Source organism: Candidatus Chlorohelix sp. (assembly GCF_037138995.1).
GTDB lineage: Bacteria > Chloroflexota > Chloroflexia > Chloroheliales > Chloroheliaceae > Chlorohelix.
In genome coordinates, this window is the sequence record NZ_JBAXHI010000020.1 from 1 (window position 1) to 19,342 (window position 19,342).

Here is a 19,342-nt window from a genome sequence, read left to right on the forward strand (position 1 = left end):
GCTGCTACTACTGCGGGACAAGCAGCTACTACCACCGCTGCTGCTACCACTGCTGCACTTCCTGTCGGTGATGCTACCAGAGGTTCCCAGATTTTCAGAAGAACTTGCCAAGTTTGTCATGCTAAAGGCGGAACCGAGGTCGGTACGGATGGACAGCCTAACCTTGCTTCCAGTACCAAGACTAATGACCCTGCCTTTATCCGCCAGACTGTTCGCGATGGTCGCAAGGGTGTTATTACTCCGGGTATTGATATGCCTTCGTTTAACTCCGTCAACATTCGCGATGCTGAACTTGAAGATGTAGTTGCCTATATTGCTTCTATCAAGAAAGCTGGCTATGTTGCGCCGACCCCGACCCCGATGAACACTGTTGTAGTGCCACCTAACACTGTTGCTCCGACTCGCCCTGCCCCGACTCCGCCGAACGGCTCAGACGGTAAGGTCATTGCGAGCAGCGCATCCAGAGGCGAGGTTATTTTCAGAAACTCTTGCCAACGCTGCCACGCTAATGGTGGACGTACCCGCGGTGACAAGGATCAGCCTAACCTTTCTACAAACGGCAATACTTGGAATCCGGACTTTGTACGGAGCTTCATCTTCAACGGTAGCCCGACTCCGGCTTTGATGCCATCGTTTGGTCCGAATCTGACTCCTCAAGAATTGGAAGATTTGGTTAAATACATAACCACAATCAATACCATTCAGAAGCCGACTACCCCCATCGCCACCCCGTAACAACGGTGTAAGGATGGGTGTATAGGTAATGCCTCAAGATAGCCCGAACCGTTGATTTGGGGCTGGGCTATCAACAGACAAGCTTATCGCTAAAACAAAAGTCTCCGCTTCCTGTCACAAGGGGCGGAGATTTTGAGTTTACTCAAGAAATCAGCACTGCGGTTCTTTCCTCACATTAAAATTTAGTAATCTTATATATATTTACCTATATATGCATAGAGTAAATTATATTGGACATTTTGCCAAAAAGAAGATAGATTAGAAACACATTAGAAAATTAAAAACAGATTAGAAAAATCTCTGATACAACAGAAATGAATATCATTATTTTTCAAAATTTGTGACTGGACGGAAGTAAGCTCGTTGTAAAGGATATAGTTGATTTTATCCTCTTTACAAATACTTTATTTATGGGTAGCACCAAGCTACTGTAATTAAAGACTTCCTATTATCTCTTTCTAAAACCTTTTTTAGTAAAACATAAATACTGTTCTATAAAAGCCATATAAAACCGAAATTGTTTTTGTATATGCTGAAAACCTTTCTGACATTGTTGTAATCCAGTTGCAATTCAGCTTTACATTGACACTTGGAGATGAGACGCGCTTTAAGTTTGCTAGGCATATATTTTTTTGAGTAATACGAAAGAACGCCCTACATTTGGTTTTTTCGCTACTCAAGAAAAGGCTCTCTCTTATTTTTTGAGTGAAGTATTTATGTGGCATTTAGTTATTTCGTTTCTGATGGGTTTTGAGAAAGGGTAAGAATTACTATGAATTTGAAGGGAAAGTTGCTCCGCTTTTCATGGCTGTTGCCTCTTGTTGTTCTGGTTCTAGTGGCTTGTGGCGATAACGGCACCACTAAGACTACTGCTACACCAAATGCTGCTCCTGCTGCTACCACTGCGGCACAAGCTGCTGCTACTAGTGCTGCACCCGCTGTTGCTACGACTGCTGCTGCTACTACCGCCGCGCAGGTTGCTGCTACGACTGCTGCACCCGCAGCTGGCGCAACTACACCCGCCGCCGGCGCAACTACAGAGGCTGCTGCTGATGTTATTTGGCAACCTACTGTTACACCTATTGCGGCGCCGGGAGATATTACCAGAGGCTCCCAGATTTTCAGAAGAACTTGCCAAGTTTGCCACGCTAAAGGCGGAACCGAAACCGGTCCTTTTGGACAACCTAACCTTGCTGAAGATGACGTAGATCGGAAGAACCCTGAGTTTGTCCGCCAAATCATTCGCAGCGGTAAGAAGAGTACGATAACTCCGGGTATTGATATGCCCACTTGGACCGCGGATCTTATTCGCGACAGTGAGCTTGAAGACCTTGTGGCGTATGTGGTATCTCTCCAGCACGTTCCGGCTGGCTATGTCCCTCCAACACCTACAGTGATGCCAACTATTTTAGCTACTCCAACTGCCGCTCCGACTCGCCCTGCTCCGACTCCGCCAAATGGTGCTGATGGTACTCCTATTGTTGGTAGTGCTATCAGAGGCGATGTCATTTTCAGGAACTCTTGCCAGCGTTGCCACGCTAACGGCGGTCGGACACTTGGTACCAAGAATCAACCCAACCACTCTTTGGGTGTAAATACTTGGAATCCAAACTATGTCCGCAGCTTTGTTTACAACGGCAGCCCTATAGCGACATTAATGCCTCCGTTTGGCCCGAACCTGACTCCTCAAGAGCTTGAAGATGTGGTTAAGTACGTAACCACAATCAATACTACTCAGCGACCTACTGCTACTCCTTAATCGATGGGGTGTGTGAGCTAACGCCCCAAGAGTAAGGTTTCTTGTAAAAAAGTCTTCGCTTCCTGTAATAAGGGGGCGGAGATTTTGATTTCGCGCATCGCATCATCGAGGGCAATAGCCCTCTCCCACAGAATTAAAACCATCCTCACCAATACCAAGAGAATTAACCCGTAGGGGCGACGCTTGAGTCCATCTGTTCCAAGTAATTCGAGAATTAACCAGAATATGTACTTATTAATGAATGCTGGATACTGGAAAGTTTGAAATAATCTCTTTAAAAGCCCTAAGTAGCCCAAATTTGGGAGATTTGCTACCCAAGAACCAATTGCCAAACCTTTTACAAATCGTGACAGGTCAAAATATTCCAGTTTTGATGTATAAAATTTTAGTTAGCGTTCATTAATAAGTAGAATTGGCACATAAAAAAGTGTATTTTTGATTTAGTTGGGACAAATGCGCTTGAGTCGCCCTTCCCACGATTGTATCAATCCCATGAGAATTGCGCCACCGAACGAGGGTGGCTCGACACGCCCCTACCAATCCGAACCCCTTTGAGAATTTTTAAGGGTATAATATATTTGTTATTAGGCTTTCTCTAAAAATCGGTTATTTATTCAGGAGCTTACTATCAAATGGCACAGCAAAACACTGATTATGATGTAATATTAATTGGAAGTGGACCCGGCGGTTATATCGCTGCTATTCGCGCTTCGCAGCTTGGGCTAAAAGCGGCGGTGGTAGAGCGCGAAGAAGGTTTGGGCGGAATTTGCCTTAACTGGGGTTGTATCCCCTCTAAAACTATTCTCCGAAATGCAGAAGTCCTTAATACTATCAACCACGCAAAAGACTACGGAATAAAAATAAACGGTACGGTTGAGGCTGATTTTACCGCCGGACTGGCGCGGGCGCGGGGCATCATCGAGCGGCAGGTCAAAGGGGTTGCTTTCTTGATGCGTAAGAACAAAATTGAGGTTGTGCGCGGGACAGGCAGAGTCATTGATAAAAACACGGTTGGCGTAATTGCGCCCGATGGCAGCGAGCAGCAACTAACGGCAAATCACATTATTATTGCTACTGGCTCACGGGTTAAGTTGCTGCCTGGCATGAATCCTTCCATTATTGATGGCGAAAGCATCATAACCTCGAAAGAGCTTTGGAATATCAAGAAACAGCCGAAATCGGTAATCATTCTAGGCGCGGGACCAATCGGGGTTGAGTTTGCCACTGTGTTTAACGCTTATGCAACTGAGGTTACGGTGGTGGAAATGCTTTCGCGGGTGGTACCGCTGGAAGATGAAGAAATAAGTAGCACTCTTGCCCGTGAGTTCAAGAAAAAGGGCATCAAGGTGATGACCGGGCAGAAGGTGGCTTCGGTGGTGAAAGAGAACGGGCTGGTTAAGGTAACAGCCGAAGCGGTGGAGGGCGGCAAGCAGCAGACGCTTGAGGCAGAACTGGTGGTAATCGGGCTTGGCTTTTCGCCTAGTAGCGATGGGCTAGGGCTGGAAGAACTTGGGGTGAAGCTAGAGCGCGGTTTTATTCAGGTTGATGAAAAGATGCAAACCAACGTACCCGGCATTTACGCTATCGGTGATGTTACCGGAAAACTGGCGTTGGCGCATGTTGCTTCGGCGATGGGCGTAGTGGTGGCGGAAGTCATCGCGGGACATGAAACGGTAGAACTGGATTATCTGAGCATGCCGCGCTGCACCTATACTTCTCCGCAGATTGCCTCAATCGGTTTGAATGAGGCGCAAGCTAAGGAGCGGGGCTACGAGGTGAAAAGCGGAAAGTTCGGTTTCCAGCCTAACGGTAAAGCCCAAGCGTTAGGGGAAGCGGTCGGCTTCGCCAAAATTATTGCGGATGCCAAAACCGGAGAAATTCTTGGGGCGCATCTAATCGGACCCGAAGTGACCGAGTTAATCGCAGAATTTAGCATTCTTCGCTTGCTGGAAGGAACGGTTGAAGAATTACACCGGGCAGTACACCCGCATCCAACTTTGTCTGAGGTATTGGCAGAGGCGGGCTTGGCGGTAGAGGGTTTGCCCCTTAACGCCTAAAAGATAGAGTGCCTATATGGGCAGCGGTGGCGCGATTTCCCGCTCTTCCCAAGATTGCCACCAATCCTATGAGAATTGCGCCACCGAACGCGGGCGTGCCGAGCCACGCCCCTACCAATCCGAATCCTCCGAACCCGAACGGGGGATACGAATTAAAACCTTCTTTGTATTGGGCAATGCCCTTCTTGCAACCGCCCTTGAACTGCAAAGTGCTTGATTTGAAATTTTCAGCGAATTGGTTAGAATATTGATAAAATAAAATTGAATTGCCAATTGCTGCTAACCTGTTTAATAGAGCCGCTATTCAAAAGGAAGAACCGGGTAATAGAAAATGAGAGCCGAAATCCTTTCAATCGGTACCGAGTTATTGCTTGGACAAATCGTTGATACTAATGCTCAGTGGTTGGCAGGCGAACTGTCTGGACATGGCATAGATTTATACTTTATCTCTCAAGTAGGGGATAACTTAGGACGCTTGGTGGAAACACTTCGGAGTGCTTGGAATCGCTCTGAGTTAATAATTTGTACCGGAGGCGTGGGACCCACCGAGGACGACCTTACTCGTGAAGCAATAAGCGAATTGCTTGAAGAAAAAATGGTTATACAAGAACCTGTGGCAATTGCGCTACAAGAGTATTTTTCTCAGCGTAACATTATAATGCCGGAAAAGAATATCAAACAGGCTGCCTTGATTCCATCAGCCCAATTTCTCGAAAACCCTATCGGCACAGCGCCGGGGTGGTGGGTTAGCAAAGATGGACACGTGATTGTGGCTATGCCCGGAGTTCCGCATGAAATGAAACAGATGTGGGAAACCCAAGCGGTGCCCCGTCTTAAACCTTTGCTTCCTCCGGGCGTTATCCTCAGCCGCACCTTGAAAATACTGGGCAAAGGCGAGTCGTCAGTCGAGGAAATGGTAAAAGATCTGATTAATTCCAACAATCCCACTATGGCTACCTATGCCAAGCCGGATGGAGTCCATTTGCGTATAACCGCAAAAGCCGCCGATGAAACAACGGCGCGTGATTTAATTTTTGAGATGGAGATAAAAGCCCGCACAATTCTTGGTACTTTTATCTACGGTGACGATGCCGAAACAATCGAAGGTGTGGTGGGTACAATGTTGACAGACCGAAACCTGACTCTCGGTGTAATGGAGGTTGGAACGGGCGGTATGGTAGCGGCAATGTTATCGGAAGCGCCAAATAGCATCAATTTTTTAAGAGGTGGGCTAGTCAGCCAACAGCGGTCAATGCTGGCTGGTTGGGGCGTTGATAGCAACATGCTTGAAAAGTATGGAATTATGAGCCGAGAGGTGGCAGAGGTAATGGCTACTGCTGCCCGCCGCCAAACTGGGGCTGAGGCAGGGCTGGCTATTTGCGTTTCGCCGGGTCATGGCGAGTTTGAGGGCAAGCCTGCTGGGCATATTATTATGGCAGTAGATTTGGATGGACACCTTGAAAGTAGTGAATTAAACTATCGAACTAAGCCCTCTGAGGTAAAAAGGCTCGCCTCCGTATTTTCTTTAAATCTTCTGCGGAGAGCGCTTCTCAAATAAGATTAATCAGGCTATAATAATTCTATTGAATTTGGAACAGGGACTTGGCATAAGTATGCTTGTCCCTTTTGTGTTTTTATAATAGTAATTTAGCTGTGATATATAAATAAATCGGCAATAGCGCCGGTGCATGGAGGTGTGGTGTTATGCGAGCCACAAACTTTAACAATTCTTTTGAATATATAGATAGCCACCACCTGAGAACCGCGTTAAAGGCTATCTCAGTGGCAGGTGGTGGCGCAACTGCGCTTGTTACTACGATATCGGCTTTTGTTGGCTATAAAGCTGTTAGACCGCGCCGCCGCGTTGCCGATACACTCCTCGCGCCCCTCTCTCCCGAAAAAGTGGACTTCAAAAGTGTGGATGGCTTAACTTTGAAAGGCTATTTTTATCCCGGTTTTTACCATAATGGCGCAACAATAATAATCCTGCATGGCTTTCATGGCGCTGCCTTTGATGTCCATGAACCGGCTCTTACTATGCAAGCCGCAGGGTTTAACGCCCTTACCTTTGATTTTAGAGGCTGCGGTGCTAGTGGTGGGCATACTACTTCGGTGGGTTATTATGAAGTGCGCGACCTATTGGGCGCAATTTCGTATGTAAAAACTCGTACAGATGTAGATGCTACCCGGATAGGGGTTTATGGTTTTTCAATGGGTGGGGCTACTGCCTTAATGGCTACTGCTATTTCTCCCGATATTAAAGCGGTGATTACCGATAGCGCGTTTGCTTCTTTAGATACTGTTTTGAAAAGCAGCTTCAAGTATTTTTATCGGCTGCCGCGTTTCCCTTTCAAATCGCCTACGATTCTGGCAAGCAAGGTATTTTCCCGAACGGTATTGCGCCGAATCCACCCTGTAGAATCGCTTCGTAAGCTGGCAACCGAAAATCGCAAAATACCGATACTCTTTATCCATACCGATAAAGACCCGGCTGTTCCGGTTTCGGAAGCTGTTATTTTATATAGCGCCCATACCGGACCAAAAGAATTGTGGATTATTGAAGGTTCGGGGCATATTGCCGCGTTGCAAGCAGAGCGCAATATTTATGCCAAAAGGGTAACAGGCTTTTTTGAAGCGCATCTTCGGCGTAAAACTAGCCTGATAGCTTAATAAGCTCCTGAGCATACAAATTCGACATGGTTCTTGTTGATTAACACCGTGCTGGTAGTAAATTTCCGGCTTGGATTAGGAAGATAGATAATATGGGCATCTGTTATGCCAATAAAACTATCAGTACGGTGCAATAATAGCGTTTCTATTTCGGTTTCTTGCTCCAGATGCAAATTACCGCTTATTTCAAAATTACCCATTCCCATTAATACGCGCCGCAATAGTGAAAAACCAGAGGCGCGATTGTGTCCTGCTAACCGTTCATTCTCCGCTTCTTCGTTTGGCACTGCTAGTCTAATCGCCTTTTTATCAATTCTAGCATATTGGCTTTCTATTCCTGAATCTATGTTACGAACTAAGTTGTTAGTAATTACCTTATGCAATACCAAATGTGGGCTATCCCCGTTTAAAACGCCATTAGTACGTTTTATCGAGGTGAAAATCGAACCGGTGATACGATAGAAATCGGTAAACAATTCCATAGGCAACTCATGTTCGGCTGAGTTATAGGGGTTTGTTTCAACCGGCAAAGTAATATCGCTCATCATAAGTCTCCAGTGGCAATGAGATTTAATTCAAGGGTATAATTATCTAAATAATTATACTATTATAGCAACTAATTTAGGCGGTATCGCTTTTATTGGGCTAAAAATAAAGGCGGCAAGAATTTGCATGGTTGCTTCTTTGAGCGCGTCATTTGTACGGGCGTGAATTTGTAGCAAAGACTCTCCCCGCTCCACATAGTCCCCGACCTTGTGATGCAGTATTAAACCCACTGCCGGGTCTATTGCATCTGTTTTTACTTTGCGTCCTGCGCCAAGCAAATGAGCGGTAATGCCCACAGTTTCGGCATCAATAGCGGAGATATAGCCGGATTGTGGCGCTAAGACCTCACCCTTAAAGGGGGCGTTAGGTAAAAGCTCAGGGTTATCCAAAAACTTCGTATCCCCGCCCTGATTAGCTACGAATTGCTTGTATTTTTCAAAAGCCGCGCCCGAATCTAGCGCAAAATGTAATTGAGCGTGGGCTTCTAGCTCACTTTCTGCGCGTCCGCTCATTACAATTAATTGGCTACCAAGTATAAAAGCAAGCTCTAAGAGGTCAGGAGGACCCTTTCTCTGAAGAGTTTCAATTGCTTCACGTACTTCTAGCGCATTGCCTACCGCCCGACCTAAAGGTTGCTCCATACTACTTAGAACAGCCCGCACTTTGCGCCCTGCGCCCTGCCCAATTTCCACCATAGTTTTTGCCAAATGTGTGGCATCCTCAAGCGTTTTCATAAACGCGCCTTTGCCGAATTTTACATCCAGCACGATACAGTTTGTGCCTGCCGCAATTTTTTTGCTCATCACGCTTGCCGCAATTAAGGGGATGCTCTCGACCGTACCAGTTACATCGCGCAAGGCGTAAAGCTTGCCATCGGCGGGCGCAAGCTCGCTACTTTGTCCGCTTACCACCAATCCCACCTTAGCGAAAGCTTCGAGAAATTCGGTATCGGATAGAGCCGCATGGAAACCCGGAATAGTTTCCAGTTTATCCACCGTACCGCCAAAATAGCCCAAGCCCCGCCCGCTCATTTTGGCGATAGGTAGCCCGGTAGCCGCTACCAGAGGGGTAACTACCATTGTGGTTTTGTCGCCCACCCCACCCGTACTATGTTTGTCCGCAACTACCGGCGCAATATGGCTTAAATCCAGTTGCTTACCGCTGGCTGCCATCGCAAGAGTCAACGCAATGGTTTCTTCGGCAGTCATCCCGCGAAAAAACACCGCCATTGCGAATGCCGCCGCCTGATAATCCGGGATTTCGCCCTTGCTATACCCCTCGATGAGGAAATTAATTTCTTCGGTAGTAAGGGCGAAGCCGTCACGCTTCTTGATAATAATATCAACCACACGCATTGCTATCTCTCCAAGTGATAAGGTACGGAAGTAATTACCACCCCTCGCATATTGTGTAGCGCGGCTCTGAGACGAAACGCGGTCTGGTTGTGCAGCAGTCTTTGCCACCACTTAGCAGTTACAAATTCTGGGATGACTACCGTAATTGTTTCATCTGGGTCTTGGCGGTGCAAATCATCTATGTAAGTCAATAGAGCGCCTATAACATTGCGGTAAGGCGTTTCTACGCCAACGAGCGGGATTTCTACACCGGACTCATCCCATTTTTCGCGCAAGCCATCTATTGCTTCGCTGCTATCGCTTACAAAAACCGCCACAACTTCATCTGATAAAGCTTTGGCATAGGAGAGAGTACGCAAAGTAACTTGGTTAAGATTGGAGACAGGCACAACCACAGTATGATGCTCCATATTTAAAGATTGGACTTGCTTCGGCAGCTTTTTTTCTTTTGAAACGGTCAAGTCTTCGCCAAAACGGCTATAGTGGCGATGTATTGAGAGGAATATCAGGTATAGTATTGGAATAAGGGCTACCACTAACCATGCGCCCAATAGGAATTTGGTAAAAGCAATTACCAGCAGAACTACGAAAGTGGTTAAACATCCCAACCCGTTCATTGCAATATTTTTGCCCCAACCCGGCGTTCGTAAACGCCACCAACGCACCACCATGCCTGCTTGCGAGAGCGTAAAGGAGGTAAAAACCCCCACAGCATATAAGGGCAACAAAGCGTTAGTATTGCCGTCAAAAATTACAATCAAAATGCCGGCAAGAAAACCTAGCGCAATAATACCGGTGGAGAAAGCCAGCCTATCACCCTGATGCTTGAACAGGTTGGGCATAAAACGGTCACGCGCTAAAAACCAAGAAAGGCGCGGGAAATCGCTGAAAGCGGTATTTGCTGCCAGCACTAGAATCAAGGCGGTAGTGGCTGAAACTACAAAGTAGAAAGGGCTATCACCCACAATATGCTTGGTAAGCTGTGAGATTAATGTCTCGTAGTGTGGCGCAGTTTCTTCGATTGGTACAATGTGGTATTGGGAAGATAAGAAGGAAATACCGATAAACAAAATCACCAAGATAGTAGCCATCCATGTCAAGGTGGCGCGGGCGTTTTTAGCTTCGGGGGCGCGGAAAGCCGGCACACCATCTGAAATAGCTTCAATCCCCGTCATTGCCGTACAGCCAGAAGCAAAGGCGCGTAGAATTACAAACAGGCTTATATTTTCGAACTGCTTAGGCAACTCAATTTCGGGAGGCGTTACCGGGTTGCCAATGCTAAACCCGAAAGCGACATTAATAAAACCTAGTATCAGTAATAATGAGATACTGAAAATAAACAAGTAAGTCGGCAGCGTAAATATCATGCCACTCTCACGCACACCGCGAAGGTTTGCCAGCGTTATGAACGCGATAAACAAGAGGCAGATTTCAGACCTCACTATGTTTAGACCGGGAAAGGCTGAGGTTATAGCGGAAACACCTGCGGAAATACTCACGGCGACAGTCAAAACATAGTCAATCAGTAAGGAAGCCGCCGCTACCAAGCCCGGCGTGACTCCTAGATTATCCTTAGCCACTATATAGCTTCCCCCGCCTTTGGGATAAGCGGCAATAGTTTGTCGGTAGCTAAGACTTACTATTATCAGTAATAAGCCGATACCCATTGAGATAGGTAACGCTAGGCTGAGGTTGTCCCTTCCAGTCAAAATCAACACCAACAAAATAGCTTCGGTGGCGTAGGCAGTAGAGGATAGCGCATCGGAAGAAAGTACCGCCAGCGCCTGTACCTTGCTCAAACGTTGGTGTTGCGCTTCGGAACTGGCGATAGGTTGCCCGATTAGAAATCGTTTGGCTTTTAGTATGGAACGACCAAAGGTGGTGCGTGGTGCGGAGGTAGCTTTTGCCGTAAAGCTTAACCCGCTTTGGTAACGGATATTATTGCTGGAAGTGGACTTGGCAATACGCACATAACGGTCACCCGGTTTTTTCCCTCGGCGTAAAGGTTCTTCATACCAATCGTTTTCATCTTTTTCAGGTACGCTACTTGGCGTAGTTTTGCCGACAGGGGCGGCAGTATTGGCGATTTCGTTAGAGGTTCTAGGGTCAGGAAGGGCGACTGCATTGTCGATTTGTCCTGTGATTATTTCACTTTGGGCGGTTTTGGAACTAACTTTAAAGCTCTGGCGTTTTGTTCCAGAATTTGCAGATGAAGCAGCGCCAGAACCCGTCTCAATCTTCTGTGACGGGTCTATTTCTTGACTCATATTAAACGTTATTCCTCCGAAGCTGCGTAATACATTTTTGCCAACTGAAAACAATTCAATATATTTAAAGCTTTGCTGTCTAAAACCCCTTTACATATAGCCTTATTATACGACTCAATGCAATAGAGTAGAGTAGAGTTAAAAGAAAAGCACCTGACGCACGGTTGTTTCTTGCGCTAGTTTATCAAAACTGGCATTGATGTTATCTCCTCCCACTATAGATAGAAGGTAACAGATAATATTGTGGTTTAGCAAGCAATAAATAGCCCGGTGTTTTTCCGAATGAAAAAATAACCTTGCTGCGCTATTTCAGTTTCTACATACTCAATAATCTCGTTTTTTTGCGATTCGGTCAAGTTTTGGTACGAAGCGATGTAATTTACAACTGAGGTCGCTTCGGTAACATGTAAGTTTCCTTCAAAAAGGAAAAGCTCCACGTTGGTAAAAACCTCCTCAAGTTGTGTGCGACCGTTCTCAAGGCTGAAGGCGCGGGCATGCGTAGGATGTGGATGGTGGTCAAAAAATTTAGCCATCAAGTCGCCCAATTCTTGCAAATGCGCCAACCCATTGGTGGCAGCAAAAAAATGCCCACTTGGTTTTAAGACTCGTCTTATTTCCGCCAAACCTTTTTTGCGGTCTGGTAGATGATACAGCATATGGTTAGCAATAATCGCATCGAAACTGGCAGCATGGTAGGGCATAGCCTGAGCGTCAAAACTGGCAAATTTGAAATGATTTAGCTTTTTTAGTTGGGTTTTGGTGGCTTGCAGCATTCCCGCTGAGAAATCGGACAGAGTAATTTCCCAACCGGTTGGTATTCGGTCAAGATTTTCAGCCCAGAGTTTGCCAGTTCCACAACCGAGTTCAAGCACGTGGGCTTGTGCCGGAAGGTTAAAGTGGTCAAATACCCAGCGTTGCCATGAATAATTTCGGGTACTAAACCGCTCGTGTAGTTCGATGCGGGCTTTAAGGTTATCTGCGGAACTGTACTGCTGGTTCAACAAGTAAGTTTGATTAGTAGGTTCTGGCATTAACATTGACATTGCTAAACGCACCCCTTTCACATACTCATTATAGTGCGCTTTAATGAATTTCCAAATAGATGGGGCAATAAAAGCAGGGCGGGAAATCGCGACCCGGAGGTCGCTCGTACAGGATTCTGAGGTTCGGATTGGTAGGGATTTTAGATTAAGGGGATTCAACCCAAATTAACCACCAAGACACCGAGAACACCAAGAGAACTGAAATAAATAATTCTTCGTGTCCTTTGTGCCTTTGTGGTGATATTTTCATCCAAAATCAGATGCGCCCTCGATGGGTTGCTCGGGATTTTTGCGTTGGCTTTTTTAGTTGCGGTGTAAAGCACTTTATACTAATATCTTTGCTTGCAATGCTCTTTTTTATTCCAAGCGTACTCTGAAAGGTAAAGACAGATGGATTTGCAGAACAAGGGTGTTTTGGTAACAGGCGGGGCTTCCGGCTTAGGGGCAGCCTGTGTGCGGTTATTTAATGCTTCCGGTGCAAAGGTGATAGTAGCTGACCTCAATGAAGAACTTGGCTTACAACTTGCCAATGAACTAGGTGAAAACGTTAAATTTGTTAAAACCGATGTAGTTAGCGAGGAATCGGCAACCGCTACGGTAAAAGCTACGGTAGAAGCATTTGGAGGCATTCACATTGCAATCAATTGCGCTGGTATCGGTAGCGCAGAGCGCACCGTTGGCAAAGATGCGCCCCATCCCCTCAATTCTTTTAACAAGGTTATTCAGATTAATTTAGTCGGCACTTTCAATATTATTCGTTTGGCAGCCTTTGCAATGTCCACTAATGAACCGGGCGAAGATGGAGAGCGTGGCGTAATTATCAATACTGCTTCGGTAGCGGCTTTTGATGGTCAAATCGGACAGGCGGCATATGCGGCTTCCAAAGGCGGCATTGTTGGTATGACTCTACCGATAGCCCGCGACCTGTCTCGACTCGGTATAAGAGTAGTAACCATTGCTCCGGGTCTTTTTGATACGCCTTTGCTGGCAGGTTTGCCCGAACCGGCGCGTTTATCTTTGGGGCAACAAGTTCCATTCCCCTCGCGCTTGGGTAATCCAGACGAATACGCAGCTTTGGCAAAGCATATCACCGAGAACCGCATGCTCAACGGTGAGGTTATCCGCCTTGATGGCGCGATTCGCATGGCTCCCCGCTAGATAATCACTAAGACGAGGGGCGTAAGCCCCTTGCCTGAAATTACCCTTTTAATTGCGCCGTTTTGACCAACCGAAATCCGAGCCACAGCGTTAGACCTAGCCAGAAAAATGGGGAAATCCAGTAGAGCGGCGAGGCTGGTTCTATAAAATTGACGTAAGAGGGGAAAAAATTCGCAAGTCCCACCCCTTTTAGAAACGGTATGTTCTCCTCTAGCCCTAACAATAATTTTGCCGGGTTTGTATCTTCCCAATGGTAGCTAAGGCGCGGGTTAAGCACAAATGCTACGGTAATAAGCGCACCCCAACCCGCTGATACCACTATGAATAGCTTAAATAATTTACCTTGCAATGCGCTAAACGCTTGCGCCATTGGTAAAGCCAGCAAAGGCACTATCGGCAATAAATAACGGGCGGGCGGACACCATTGTCCCCACCATTTATTATAATCGGCTACAAGTATGTAATAAGGTAGGATAATTGCTATTAGCCAGTAAAATTCAGCTTTGTTTGGTAGGTTGCCTGAAAAGCCCCGTTTTACCAGCCATGCCAGCGGTATCAAGTACACCGGGCTGTACATCAGCAAACCGTATTTTTGGTCGAATAACAAACCTAACAAACCTATCGGTAGTGTTAACGGATTGGCGAAACCATCGTGGTCGGCGGTATTGGGAAAAGGCGTTCCATAGAGATACATGAAATATCCGATGAATAGGATACCAAAAAAGGCTACGGGTAGCAATAATGCTACATATCCCCTCCGGGAGATATTCCCGCTACCGCCTTTTCGCAAACTCCAGAGCAAGTATAAACCGAGCAATGCCGAGAGTAATAGGTATAGGTAGTGCAACCAAGGCAAGATTCCAAAACAAATGCCCGCCAACGCCAGCCGCAAATTACTTACTTTGCTGCCTTCCGCCAATAATCGCGCCTGTCTGTAGCAATATATGACGCAAAGTGCCGCCGGAAGTTGGGGAAAAATCAGATACGCGAAGCTGAAAAGCGGGGCGCTCAAGCCAAGCAACCCCAAGCATAACCATGCTATCCGGCGTTGTCGGGTAGCTTCCCAGCTTAACATAAAAATATTTAAAGCGAGAGTTGCTGCAATAGCGTTCATCAAAAACATCACGCCCAACCTTTTACCAAGCGCATAAGCTGGCGCAATGATAAAGGAAAGACCCAGACCGTGTTTGGTATAGATTCCGGCGCGTTTGGCTGTGGTATTTTGGGGATTAAGCGTTTCCAAGCCTGAACAGGGAATACCGGGCGGGAAAAAGCCTTTCCAGCCAGCCAGATATTCCTCACAAGTTGGGTAAAATTCCAGCCATGATTTAGTAGTGAACTGATTGGTTTCATCCAAATCATGGTCGTATAGAATACTCTGTGCGGTAATCAGGTAAAAAGGCTCATCTCCAGTAGGCGGGCGTAAGAAATCTTGCATACGCGGCGTGAATAAGGCAAAGAAAATGAACCCTGCCGTCCATACTATTAAGCGCAGACGAATATCAGTAAGGTTTGTATTCATAGCTGTTTGGGGAGATTGCTCCTGCATTTTCCGCTTATTGCTCATGTTGCCGCATTCTAGCATAAATTTGGATAATTCATAAAAATTCTTTATTAGTGGAATAAAACCCTTCAACTTATAATGCAAAAACCTTGTTTTACAAGGCTTGCCTTTATGTGTTAAAATCACTCAAGATTGTGCAAGGATGCACAGTGGAACACAGCCGTTGCGGTATCGCTCGTTACCGTTTAAAGTTCCGCTCCGCTTTCCGCATCCCTTCACACTACGATGCTAGTACATCCAAAACATCCAAAACAGGAGGGAGAACCCCCACTATGTTTGCAGTATGGCTTGCCATTATTTACGGCGCTGGGCTTGTAGGCATTATTTTTGCTTTGTTCCTTGCCCGGCAGGTGCTTGGTAGCGATCGGGGTACACCCGAAATGCAAAACATTGCGTCTAAGATTTTTCAAGGTGCGATGGCTTTCTTGAAACGTCAGTACACCACTATTGCATACCTTGCTGTAGTGGCGGCTGTTGCTCTAGGTGTGTTACTGGCAGTGCTTCAAAACTCCAAACCTACTTCCGGCACTTCCATTGATGGGGTGGGACTAGGTATTAAAACTTCAGTAGCCTTTTTGGTTGGGGCGCTATGTTCCGGTCTTTCCGGTTTTATCGGTATGTACATAGCCGTTCAGGCTAACCTGCGTACTGCTGCCGCTGCTCGGCGTAGTTTAGCAGATGCTCTGACTATGTCTCTACGGGGTGGGGCGGTTTCCGGCTTTTTGGTAGTGGCTCTCAGCCTAATGGGTGTTACCACCATTTTGCTGGCATACGGCGGTACCAGCTTTGGCAGTGATTTCAAGGATGAGGCAACCGTTAATAATATCCTGACTAGCATCGTGGGCTTTGGTTTTGGCGCTAGTTTTGTGGCGTTGTTCGCACAGCTTGGCGGCGGTATCTACACCAAAGCGGCAGACGTGGGCGCAGACTTGGTGGGTAAGGTTGAAGCAGGCATTCCCGAAGACGACCCGCGCAACCCGGCGGTAATTGCCGACTTGGTGGGTGACAACGTGGGTGACTGCGCCGGTCGTGGCGCTGACCTGTTTGAATCCACCGCTGCTGAGAACATCGGCGCAATTATATTGGGCGCGGTATTGTACAAAGTCAGCCCTACTCATGATGCGGCATGGGTGATGTTCCCGCTGGTAATTATGGCTCTTGGTATCATTGCTTCGCTTATCGGGGTGTTGGTAGTTCGTCCCAGCAAGAAGATGCACGATGCGATGAGTGACTTAAACATTGGTTACTATACCACCGCTTTCTTCTGTGTAATCGGGCTGGTGGGCGTTTCCTTCTGGATGTTTGGCAGTACCGGATATGCGGATGCAAACTGGAAATTCGCCCTTTGCGGTATTTTCGGTATCTTGACTAGCTTCGCTTTCGTGCTGTTTACCCAGTATTACACTGCGGGTGCGTGGCGACCCGTTAGGGAAATTGCCGAAGCCTCCAAAACGGGACCTGCTACGGTAGTTATTGCCGGTACGGCGGTTGGTTTTGAAACCACTGCGCCTAGCACTTTGGTAATCGGCGCGGCTTTGCTCGGCTCTTACTTCGTGGGTGACTCGATTCCCGGTTTGCCGTTGGGCGGTATCTTTGGAACAGCCGTAGCAACGATGGGTATGTTGATGTCTGCCGCTTATATCTTGGCGATGGATACCTTTGGACCTATTACCGATAATGCCGGCGGCATCACTGAAATGAGCGATTCTCCTAAAGAGGTTCGCGAAATTACAGATGCGCTGGATTCGGTTGGCAATACCACCAAAGCTTTAACCAAAGGTTATGCGGTTGGTTCGGCTGCTTTGGCTGCCTTCTTGCTGTTCTCGGCTTATCTGGAAGCGGCAAAACTGATGTCGCCCTCCTCCACTGTTCAAAAACCGGAGCCGCTGGTAAACCTAGCTAACCCGGTGGTGTTTGTGGGCGGCTTTATCGGGGCGGCTCTTATCTTCCTGTTTAGCTCAATGACGGTACGCGCTGTGGGTAAAGCGGCAGGTAGCATGATTGAAGAAGTGCGCCGCCAGTTCCGCAGCGACCCCGGTATTATGGCTGGAACTAGCGAACCTGATTATGCCCGCTGTGTGGATATTTCCACTCGCGGCGCACTCAAGGCGATGGTTATGCCCGGTTTGCTTGCAGTCGGTACGCCGATAATAGTCGGTTTGACGTTGAGAGCGCAAGGCGCCGCCGGTATGTTGATGATTGGTACTATCGTGGGTGTATTGATGGCGAACTATTTGAATAACGCGGGTGGCGCGTGGGATAACGCCAAGAAGTACATTGAGGCAGGTAATTTGAAGGACGCTACGGGCAAGGTTCTTGGCAAAAAGAGTGACGCGCATGCTGCCGCTGTAGTAGGCGACACGGTGGGCGACCCCTTCAAGGATACCAGCGGACCTTCGCTGCATGTGCTTATCAAATTGCTGTCCACCATTACGTTGGTGTTAGTACCGTTGTTTATCTAGGATTAAAATAATAGTAACTATTCACCCACCTAGCCCCCCCCTCAAGGGGGGAATAGGAGAGAGGAGTTCAAGGGGACACCCCTTGCGACCCCGCTCGGATTCCGTCAGTTGCATAGGTCTATTTTCTATTTGGCTGAATCGGGACAAAGAATAAACGGGCGGCTTTTTCACAGGTCGCCCGTTTTTTTATCTAGAATTTTAGCAAGCTCATAAAATGCTCGTCATGCTCTTTATAAGGACCTACCACCGATAAGCGTAGGTTTTCATCGGTGAACATTTCTTTTGCTAGTTCCTGAATCTGTTCGGCTGTAACGGCTTCAATTCGCTCGACTACTTCTTCCACCGTCAGAATCCGGTCTAGCAACAATTCCTGACCTCCCGCCCAAGAAGCGACAGCGCGGGTATCTTCTAGCCCTAGTAACATTCGCCCTTTATTGTATTCTTTAGCTTTCAGTAATTCAGCATCGGATACGCGCTCATCTCGGATTTTCCGCATTTCTCCGATAATTGCCGTGATAGTTTCATCGGTATTATCGGGGTCAACCCCGCTGTAAACAATCCACGCTCCGGTATCGCTCATTTGGCTAGAATAGCTATCAACGGTGTAGCATAAGCCGCGCTCTTCCCGAATTTCCTGAAATAAGCGGCTACTCATGCCACTACCCATTATGGTATCGAGGATTGATAAAACATAGCGGCGCGGGTCAACATAGGCGAGGGCTGGGACTGCAACACACAGATTAGTTTGCTCTGTTTCTTTGAAGTAAATCTTCAAACGGGGTCCGCCATTGATTGGCACGGTGGGCGTAGCGGCAGGGCGTTCCCCCGCAGGCAATTGACCGAGAGTAGCCTCCACCATTGCCACTACTTCCGCATGTTCTATATTGCCGGCGACACTAACTATCATGTCTGCTGGAAGGTAATTTTGTTGTAGGTAGTCCATTAAATGTTCGCGGTTGATGCCACCTACGGTTTCATCGTTACCGGCAATGTCGCGCCCTGCGGGTTGTTCACCCCAAATTACATGGGAGATTATTTCGTTTGCCAACTCAGGTGGGGAGTCAAGGGTCATATGAATTTCTTCGATAATAACCTTGCGTTCTTTTTCAATCTCGTTCGGGTCAAATTTAGCGTTAAGCATCATATCACTTAGCACATCAAAGGCAAGGGGGAAATGCGCTTTAGGGACTTTCGCCCAATAATTGGTGACTTCGCGCCCGGTGCTGGCATTTAGAATCCCCCCCACCGCTTCGATTGCTTCGCTTATATCTTTAGCGGTTGGGCGTTTGTTAGTTCCCTTGAAAACCATATGCTCTATGAAATGGCTAATGCCTGCTACTTTATCTTCCTCGTAACGGCTACCTACACCGTAATATAAGATTGTACTGACTGATTGGGTATGTGGCATAGAGTTTGAGATGACTCGCACTCCATTAGTCAGCGTAGTTTTTTCGTAACCCATTGTAAGCCTTTCTTGAAAAGAAATTTCTAAAAAATATACGTTCAATAATCATATCATAATTGGCAATTTAGAGCTTTTAGAAACGTTGGACAAGCTGAGCGAATGCAAGAAAGAAATTAAAATCCTTTTTATAGGTGGTTTGACAAAGAAGTAGGTTCGGATTGGTAGGGGTTTTCGCGATGCGCCCTCGTTGGGTGGCGTTTATCGTGGGGGAAGGGCGGTTCACGAACCGCTCCTACGGGTTAATTCTCTTGATGGGTTGGC

15 protein-coding genes are annotated in these 19,342 nt (G+C 47.1%); 8 read left to right on the forward strand and 7 right to left on the reverse strand.

Features of this window, described 5'->3' with window-relative positions; all coding sequences use genetic code 11:
• The coding region (locus WCK19_RS10550; RefSeq protein WP_342397339.1) for a cytochrome c at nt 1-735 on the forward strand (735 nt) is incomplete at its 5' end.
• A gap of 772 nt (nt 736-1,507) precedes the next feature.
• Nucleotides 1,508-2,494, forward strand: coding sequence for a cytochrome c (locus WCK19_RS10555; RefSeq protein ID WP_342397340.1), 987 nt, complete (start codon nt 1,508-1,510; stop codon nt 2,492-2,494).
• Between the two features lie 17 nt (nt 2,495-2,511).
• On the opposite strand, the gene WCK19_RS10560 is transcribed toward WCK19_RS10555, so the two are convergent.
• A complete protein-coding gene (locus WCK19_RS10560; RefSeq protein WP_342397341.1) occupies nt 2,512-2,826 on the reverse strand; it encodes a hypothetical protein in 315 nt (104 codons plus the stop codon).
• Between the two features lie 300 nt (nt 2,827-3,126).
• Between WCK19_RS10560 and lpdA the strand changes: the two genes are divergently transcribed.
• The 4 genes from lpdA (at nt 3,127) to WCK19_RS10580 (ending at nt 7,221) form a co-directional block, all read left to right on the forward strand.
• Nucleotides 3,127-4,551: a dihydrolipoyl dehydrogenase gene (lpdA, locus tag WCK19_RS10565; RefSeq protein ID WP_342397342.1), complete on the forward strand. Its 1,425-nt coding sequence runs from the start codon at nt 3,127-3,129 to the stop codon at nt 4,549-4,551.
• 16 nt (nt 4,552-4,567) lie between these two features.
• Complete coding sequence (locus tag WCK19_RS10570; protein ID WP_342397343.1) at nt 4,568-4,768, forward strand: hypothetical protein; 201 nt, start codon at nt 4,568-4,570, stop codon at nt 4,766-4,768.
• 114 nt (nt 4,769-4,882) lie between these two features.
• Nucleotides 4,883-6,109, forward strand: a complete 1,227-nt coding sequence (locus tag WCK19_RS10575; RefSeq protein WP_342397344.1) for a competence/damage-inducible protein A — start codon at nt 4,883-4,885, stop codon at nt 6,107-6,109.
• A gap of 146 nt (nt 6,110-6,255) precedes the next feature.
• On the forward strand, nt 6,256-7,221 hold the full coding sequence (locus WCK19_RS10580) for an alpha/beta fold hydrolase (protein ID WP_342397345.1): 966 nt from the start codon (nt 6,256-6,258) through the stop codon (nt 7,219-7,221).
• Here the strand turns inward: WCK19_RS10580 and WCK19_RS10585 are convergent.
• The 4 genes from WCK19_RS10585 to WCK19_RS10600 all read right to left on the reverse strand — a co-directional run bounded on the left by WCK19_RS10585 (nt 7,218) and on the right by WCK19_RS10600 (nt 12,432).
• Nucleotides 7,218-7,769: a hypothetical protein gene (locus WCK19_RS10585; protein WP_342397346.1), complete on the reverse strand. Its 552-nt coding sequence runs from the start codon at nt 7,767-7,769 to the stop codon at nt 7,218-7,220. The genes WCK19_RS10580 and WCK19_RS10585 overlap by 4 nt on opposite strands.
• A gap of 51 nt (nt 7,770-7,820) precedes the next feature.
• Complete coding sequence (locus WCK19_RS10590) at nt 7,821-9,122, reverse strand: pyrimidine-nucleoside phosphorylase (protein ID WP_342397347.1); 1,302 nt, start codon at nt 9,120-9,122, stop codon at nt 7,821-7,823.
• Nucleotides 9,123-9,124: 2 nt separating this feature from the next.
• A complete protein-coding gene (locus tag WCK19_RS10595; RefSeq protein ID WP_342397348.1) occupies nt 9,125-11,389 on the reverse strand; it encodes an APC family permease in 2,265 nt (754 codons plus the stop codon).
• A gap of 248 nt (nt 11,390-11,637) precedes the next feature.
• Nucleotides 11,638-12,432, reverse strand: a complete 795-nt coding sequence (locus WCK19_RS10600) for a methyltransferase domain-containing protein (RefSeq protein WP_342397349.1) — start codon at nt 12,430-12,432, stop codon at nt 11,638-11,640.
• Between the two features lie 390 nt (nt 12,433-12,822).
• Between WCK19_RS10600 and WCK19_RS10605 the strand changes: the two genes are divergently transcribed.
• Complete coding sequence (locus WCK19_RS10605) at nt 12,823-13,590, forward strand: 3-hydroxyacyl-CoA dehydrogenase (protein ID WP_342397350.1); 768 nt, start codon at nt 12,823-12,825, stop codon at nt 13,588-13,590.
• Nucleotides 13,591-13,630: 40 nt separating this feature from the next.
• Here the strand turns inward: WCK19_RS10605 and WCK19_RS10610 are convergent, their stop codons facing one another.
• Nucleotides 13,631-15,157: a hypothetical protein gene (locus WCK19_RS10610; protein ID WP_342397351.1), complete on the reverse strand. Its 1,527-nt coding sequence runs from the start codon at nt 15,155-15,157 to the stop codon at nt 13,631-13,633.
• A 146-nt stretch (nt 15,158-15,303) separates the two neighbouring features.
• Here WCK19_RS10610 and WCK19_RS10615 point away from each other — a divergent pair, with 146 nt between their 5' ends.
• Nucleotides 15,304-17,616 carry a sodium-translocating pyrophosphatase gene (locus WCK19_RS10615; RefSeq protein ID WP_342397352.1) on the forward strand — a complete coding sequence of 771 codons (2,313 nt, stop codon included), beginning with the start codon at nt 15,304-15,306 and terminating at the stop codon, nt 17,614-17,616.
• 190 nt (nt 17,617-17,806) lie between these two features.
• Here WCK19_RS10615 and WCK19_RS10620 read toward each other — a convergent pair whose 3' ends face one another.
• Nucleotides 17,807-19,078 (reverse strand): pitrilysin family protein, encoded by a 1,272-nt coding sequence (locus WCK19_RS10620; RefSeq protein WP_342397353.1) that lies wholly within the window; start codon nt 19,076-19,078, stop codon nt 17,807-17,809.
• Nucleotides 19,079-19,342: the final 264 nt, after the last annotated feature.

Excerpts from the sequence above, each read along its gene's own strand:
- WCK19_RS10555 (WP_342397340.1), top strand. The coding sequence starts at position 1,508 with ATGAATTTGAAGGGAAAGTTGCTCCGCTTTTCATGGCTGTTGCCTCTT.
- lpdA (WP_342397342.1), top strand. The coding sequence starts at position 3,127 with ATGGCACAGCAAAACACTGATTATGATGTAATATTAATTGGAAGTGGA.
- WCK19_RS10570 (WP_342397343.1), top strand. The coding sequence starts at position 4,568 with ATGGGCAGCGGTGGCGCGATTTCCCGCTCTTCCCAAGATTGCCACCAA.
- WCK19_RS10575 (WP_342397344.1), top strand. The coding sequence starts at position 4,883 with ATGAGAGCCGAAATCCTTTCAATCGGTACCGAGTTATTGCTTGGACAA.
- WCK19_RS10580 (WP_342397345.1), top strand. The coding sequence starts at position 6,256 with ATGCGAGCCACAAACTTTAACAATTCTTTTGAATATATAGATAGCCAC.
- WCK19_RS10585 (WP_342397346.1), bottom strand. The coding sequence starts at position 7,769 with ATGATGAGCGATATTACTTTGCCGGTTGAAACAAACCCCTATAACTCA.
- WCK19_RS10590 (WP_342397347.1), bottom strand. The coding sequence starts at position 9,122 with ATGCGTGTGGTTGATATTATTATCAAGAAGCGTGACGGCTTCGCCCTT.
- WCK19_RS10595 (WP_342397348.1), bottom strand. The coding sequence starts at position 11,389 with ATGAGTCAAGAAATAGACCCGTCACAGAAGATTGAGACGGGTTCTGGC.
- WCK19_RS10600 (WP_342397349.1), bottom strand. The coding sequence starts at position 12,432 with ATGTCAATGTTAATGCCAGAACCTACTAATCAAACTTACTTGTTGAAC.
- WCK19_RS10605 (WP_342397350.1), top strand. The coding sequence starts at position 12,823 with ATGGATTTGCAGAACAAGGGTGTTTTGGTAACAGGCGGGGCTTCCGGC.
- WCK19_RS10610 (WP_342397351.1), bottom strand. The coding sequence starts at position 15,157 with ATGAGCAATAAGCGGAAAATGCAGGAGCAATCTCCCCAAACAGCTATG.
- WCK19_RS10620 (WP_342397353.1), bottom strand. The coding sequence starts at position 19,078 with ATGGGTTACGAAAAAACTACGCTGACTAATGGAGTGCGAGTCATCTCA.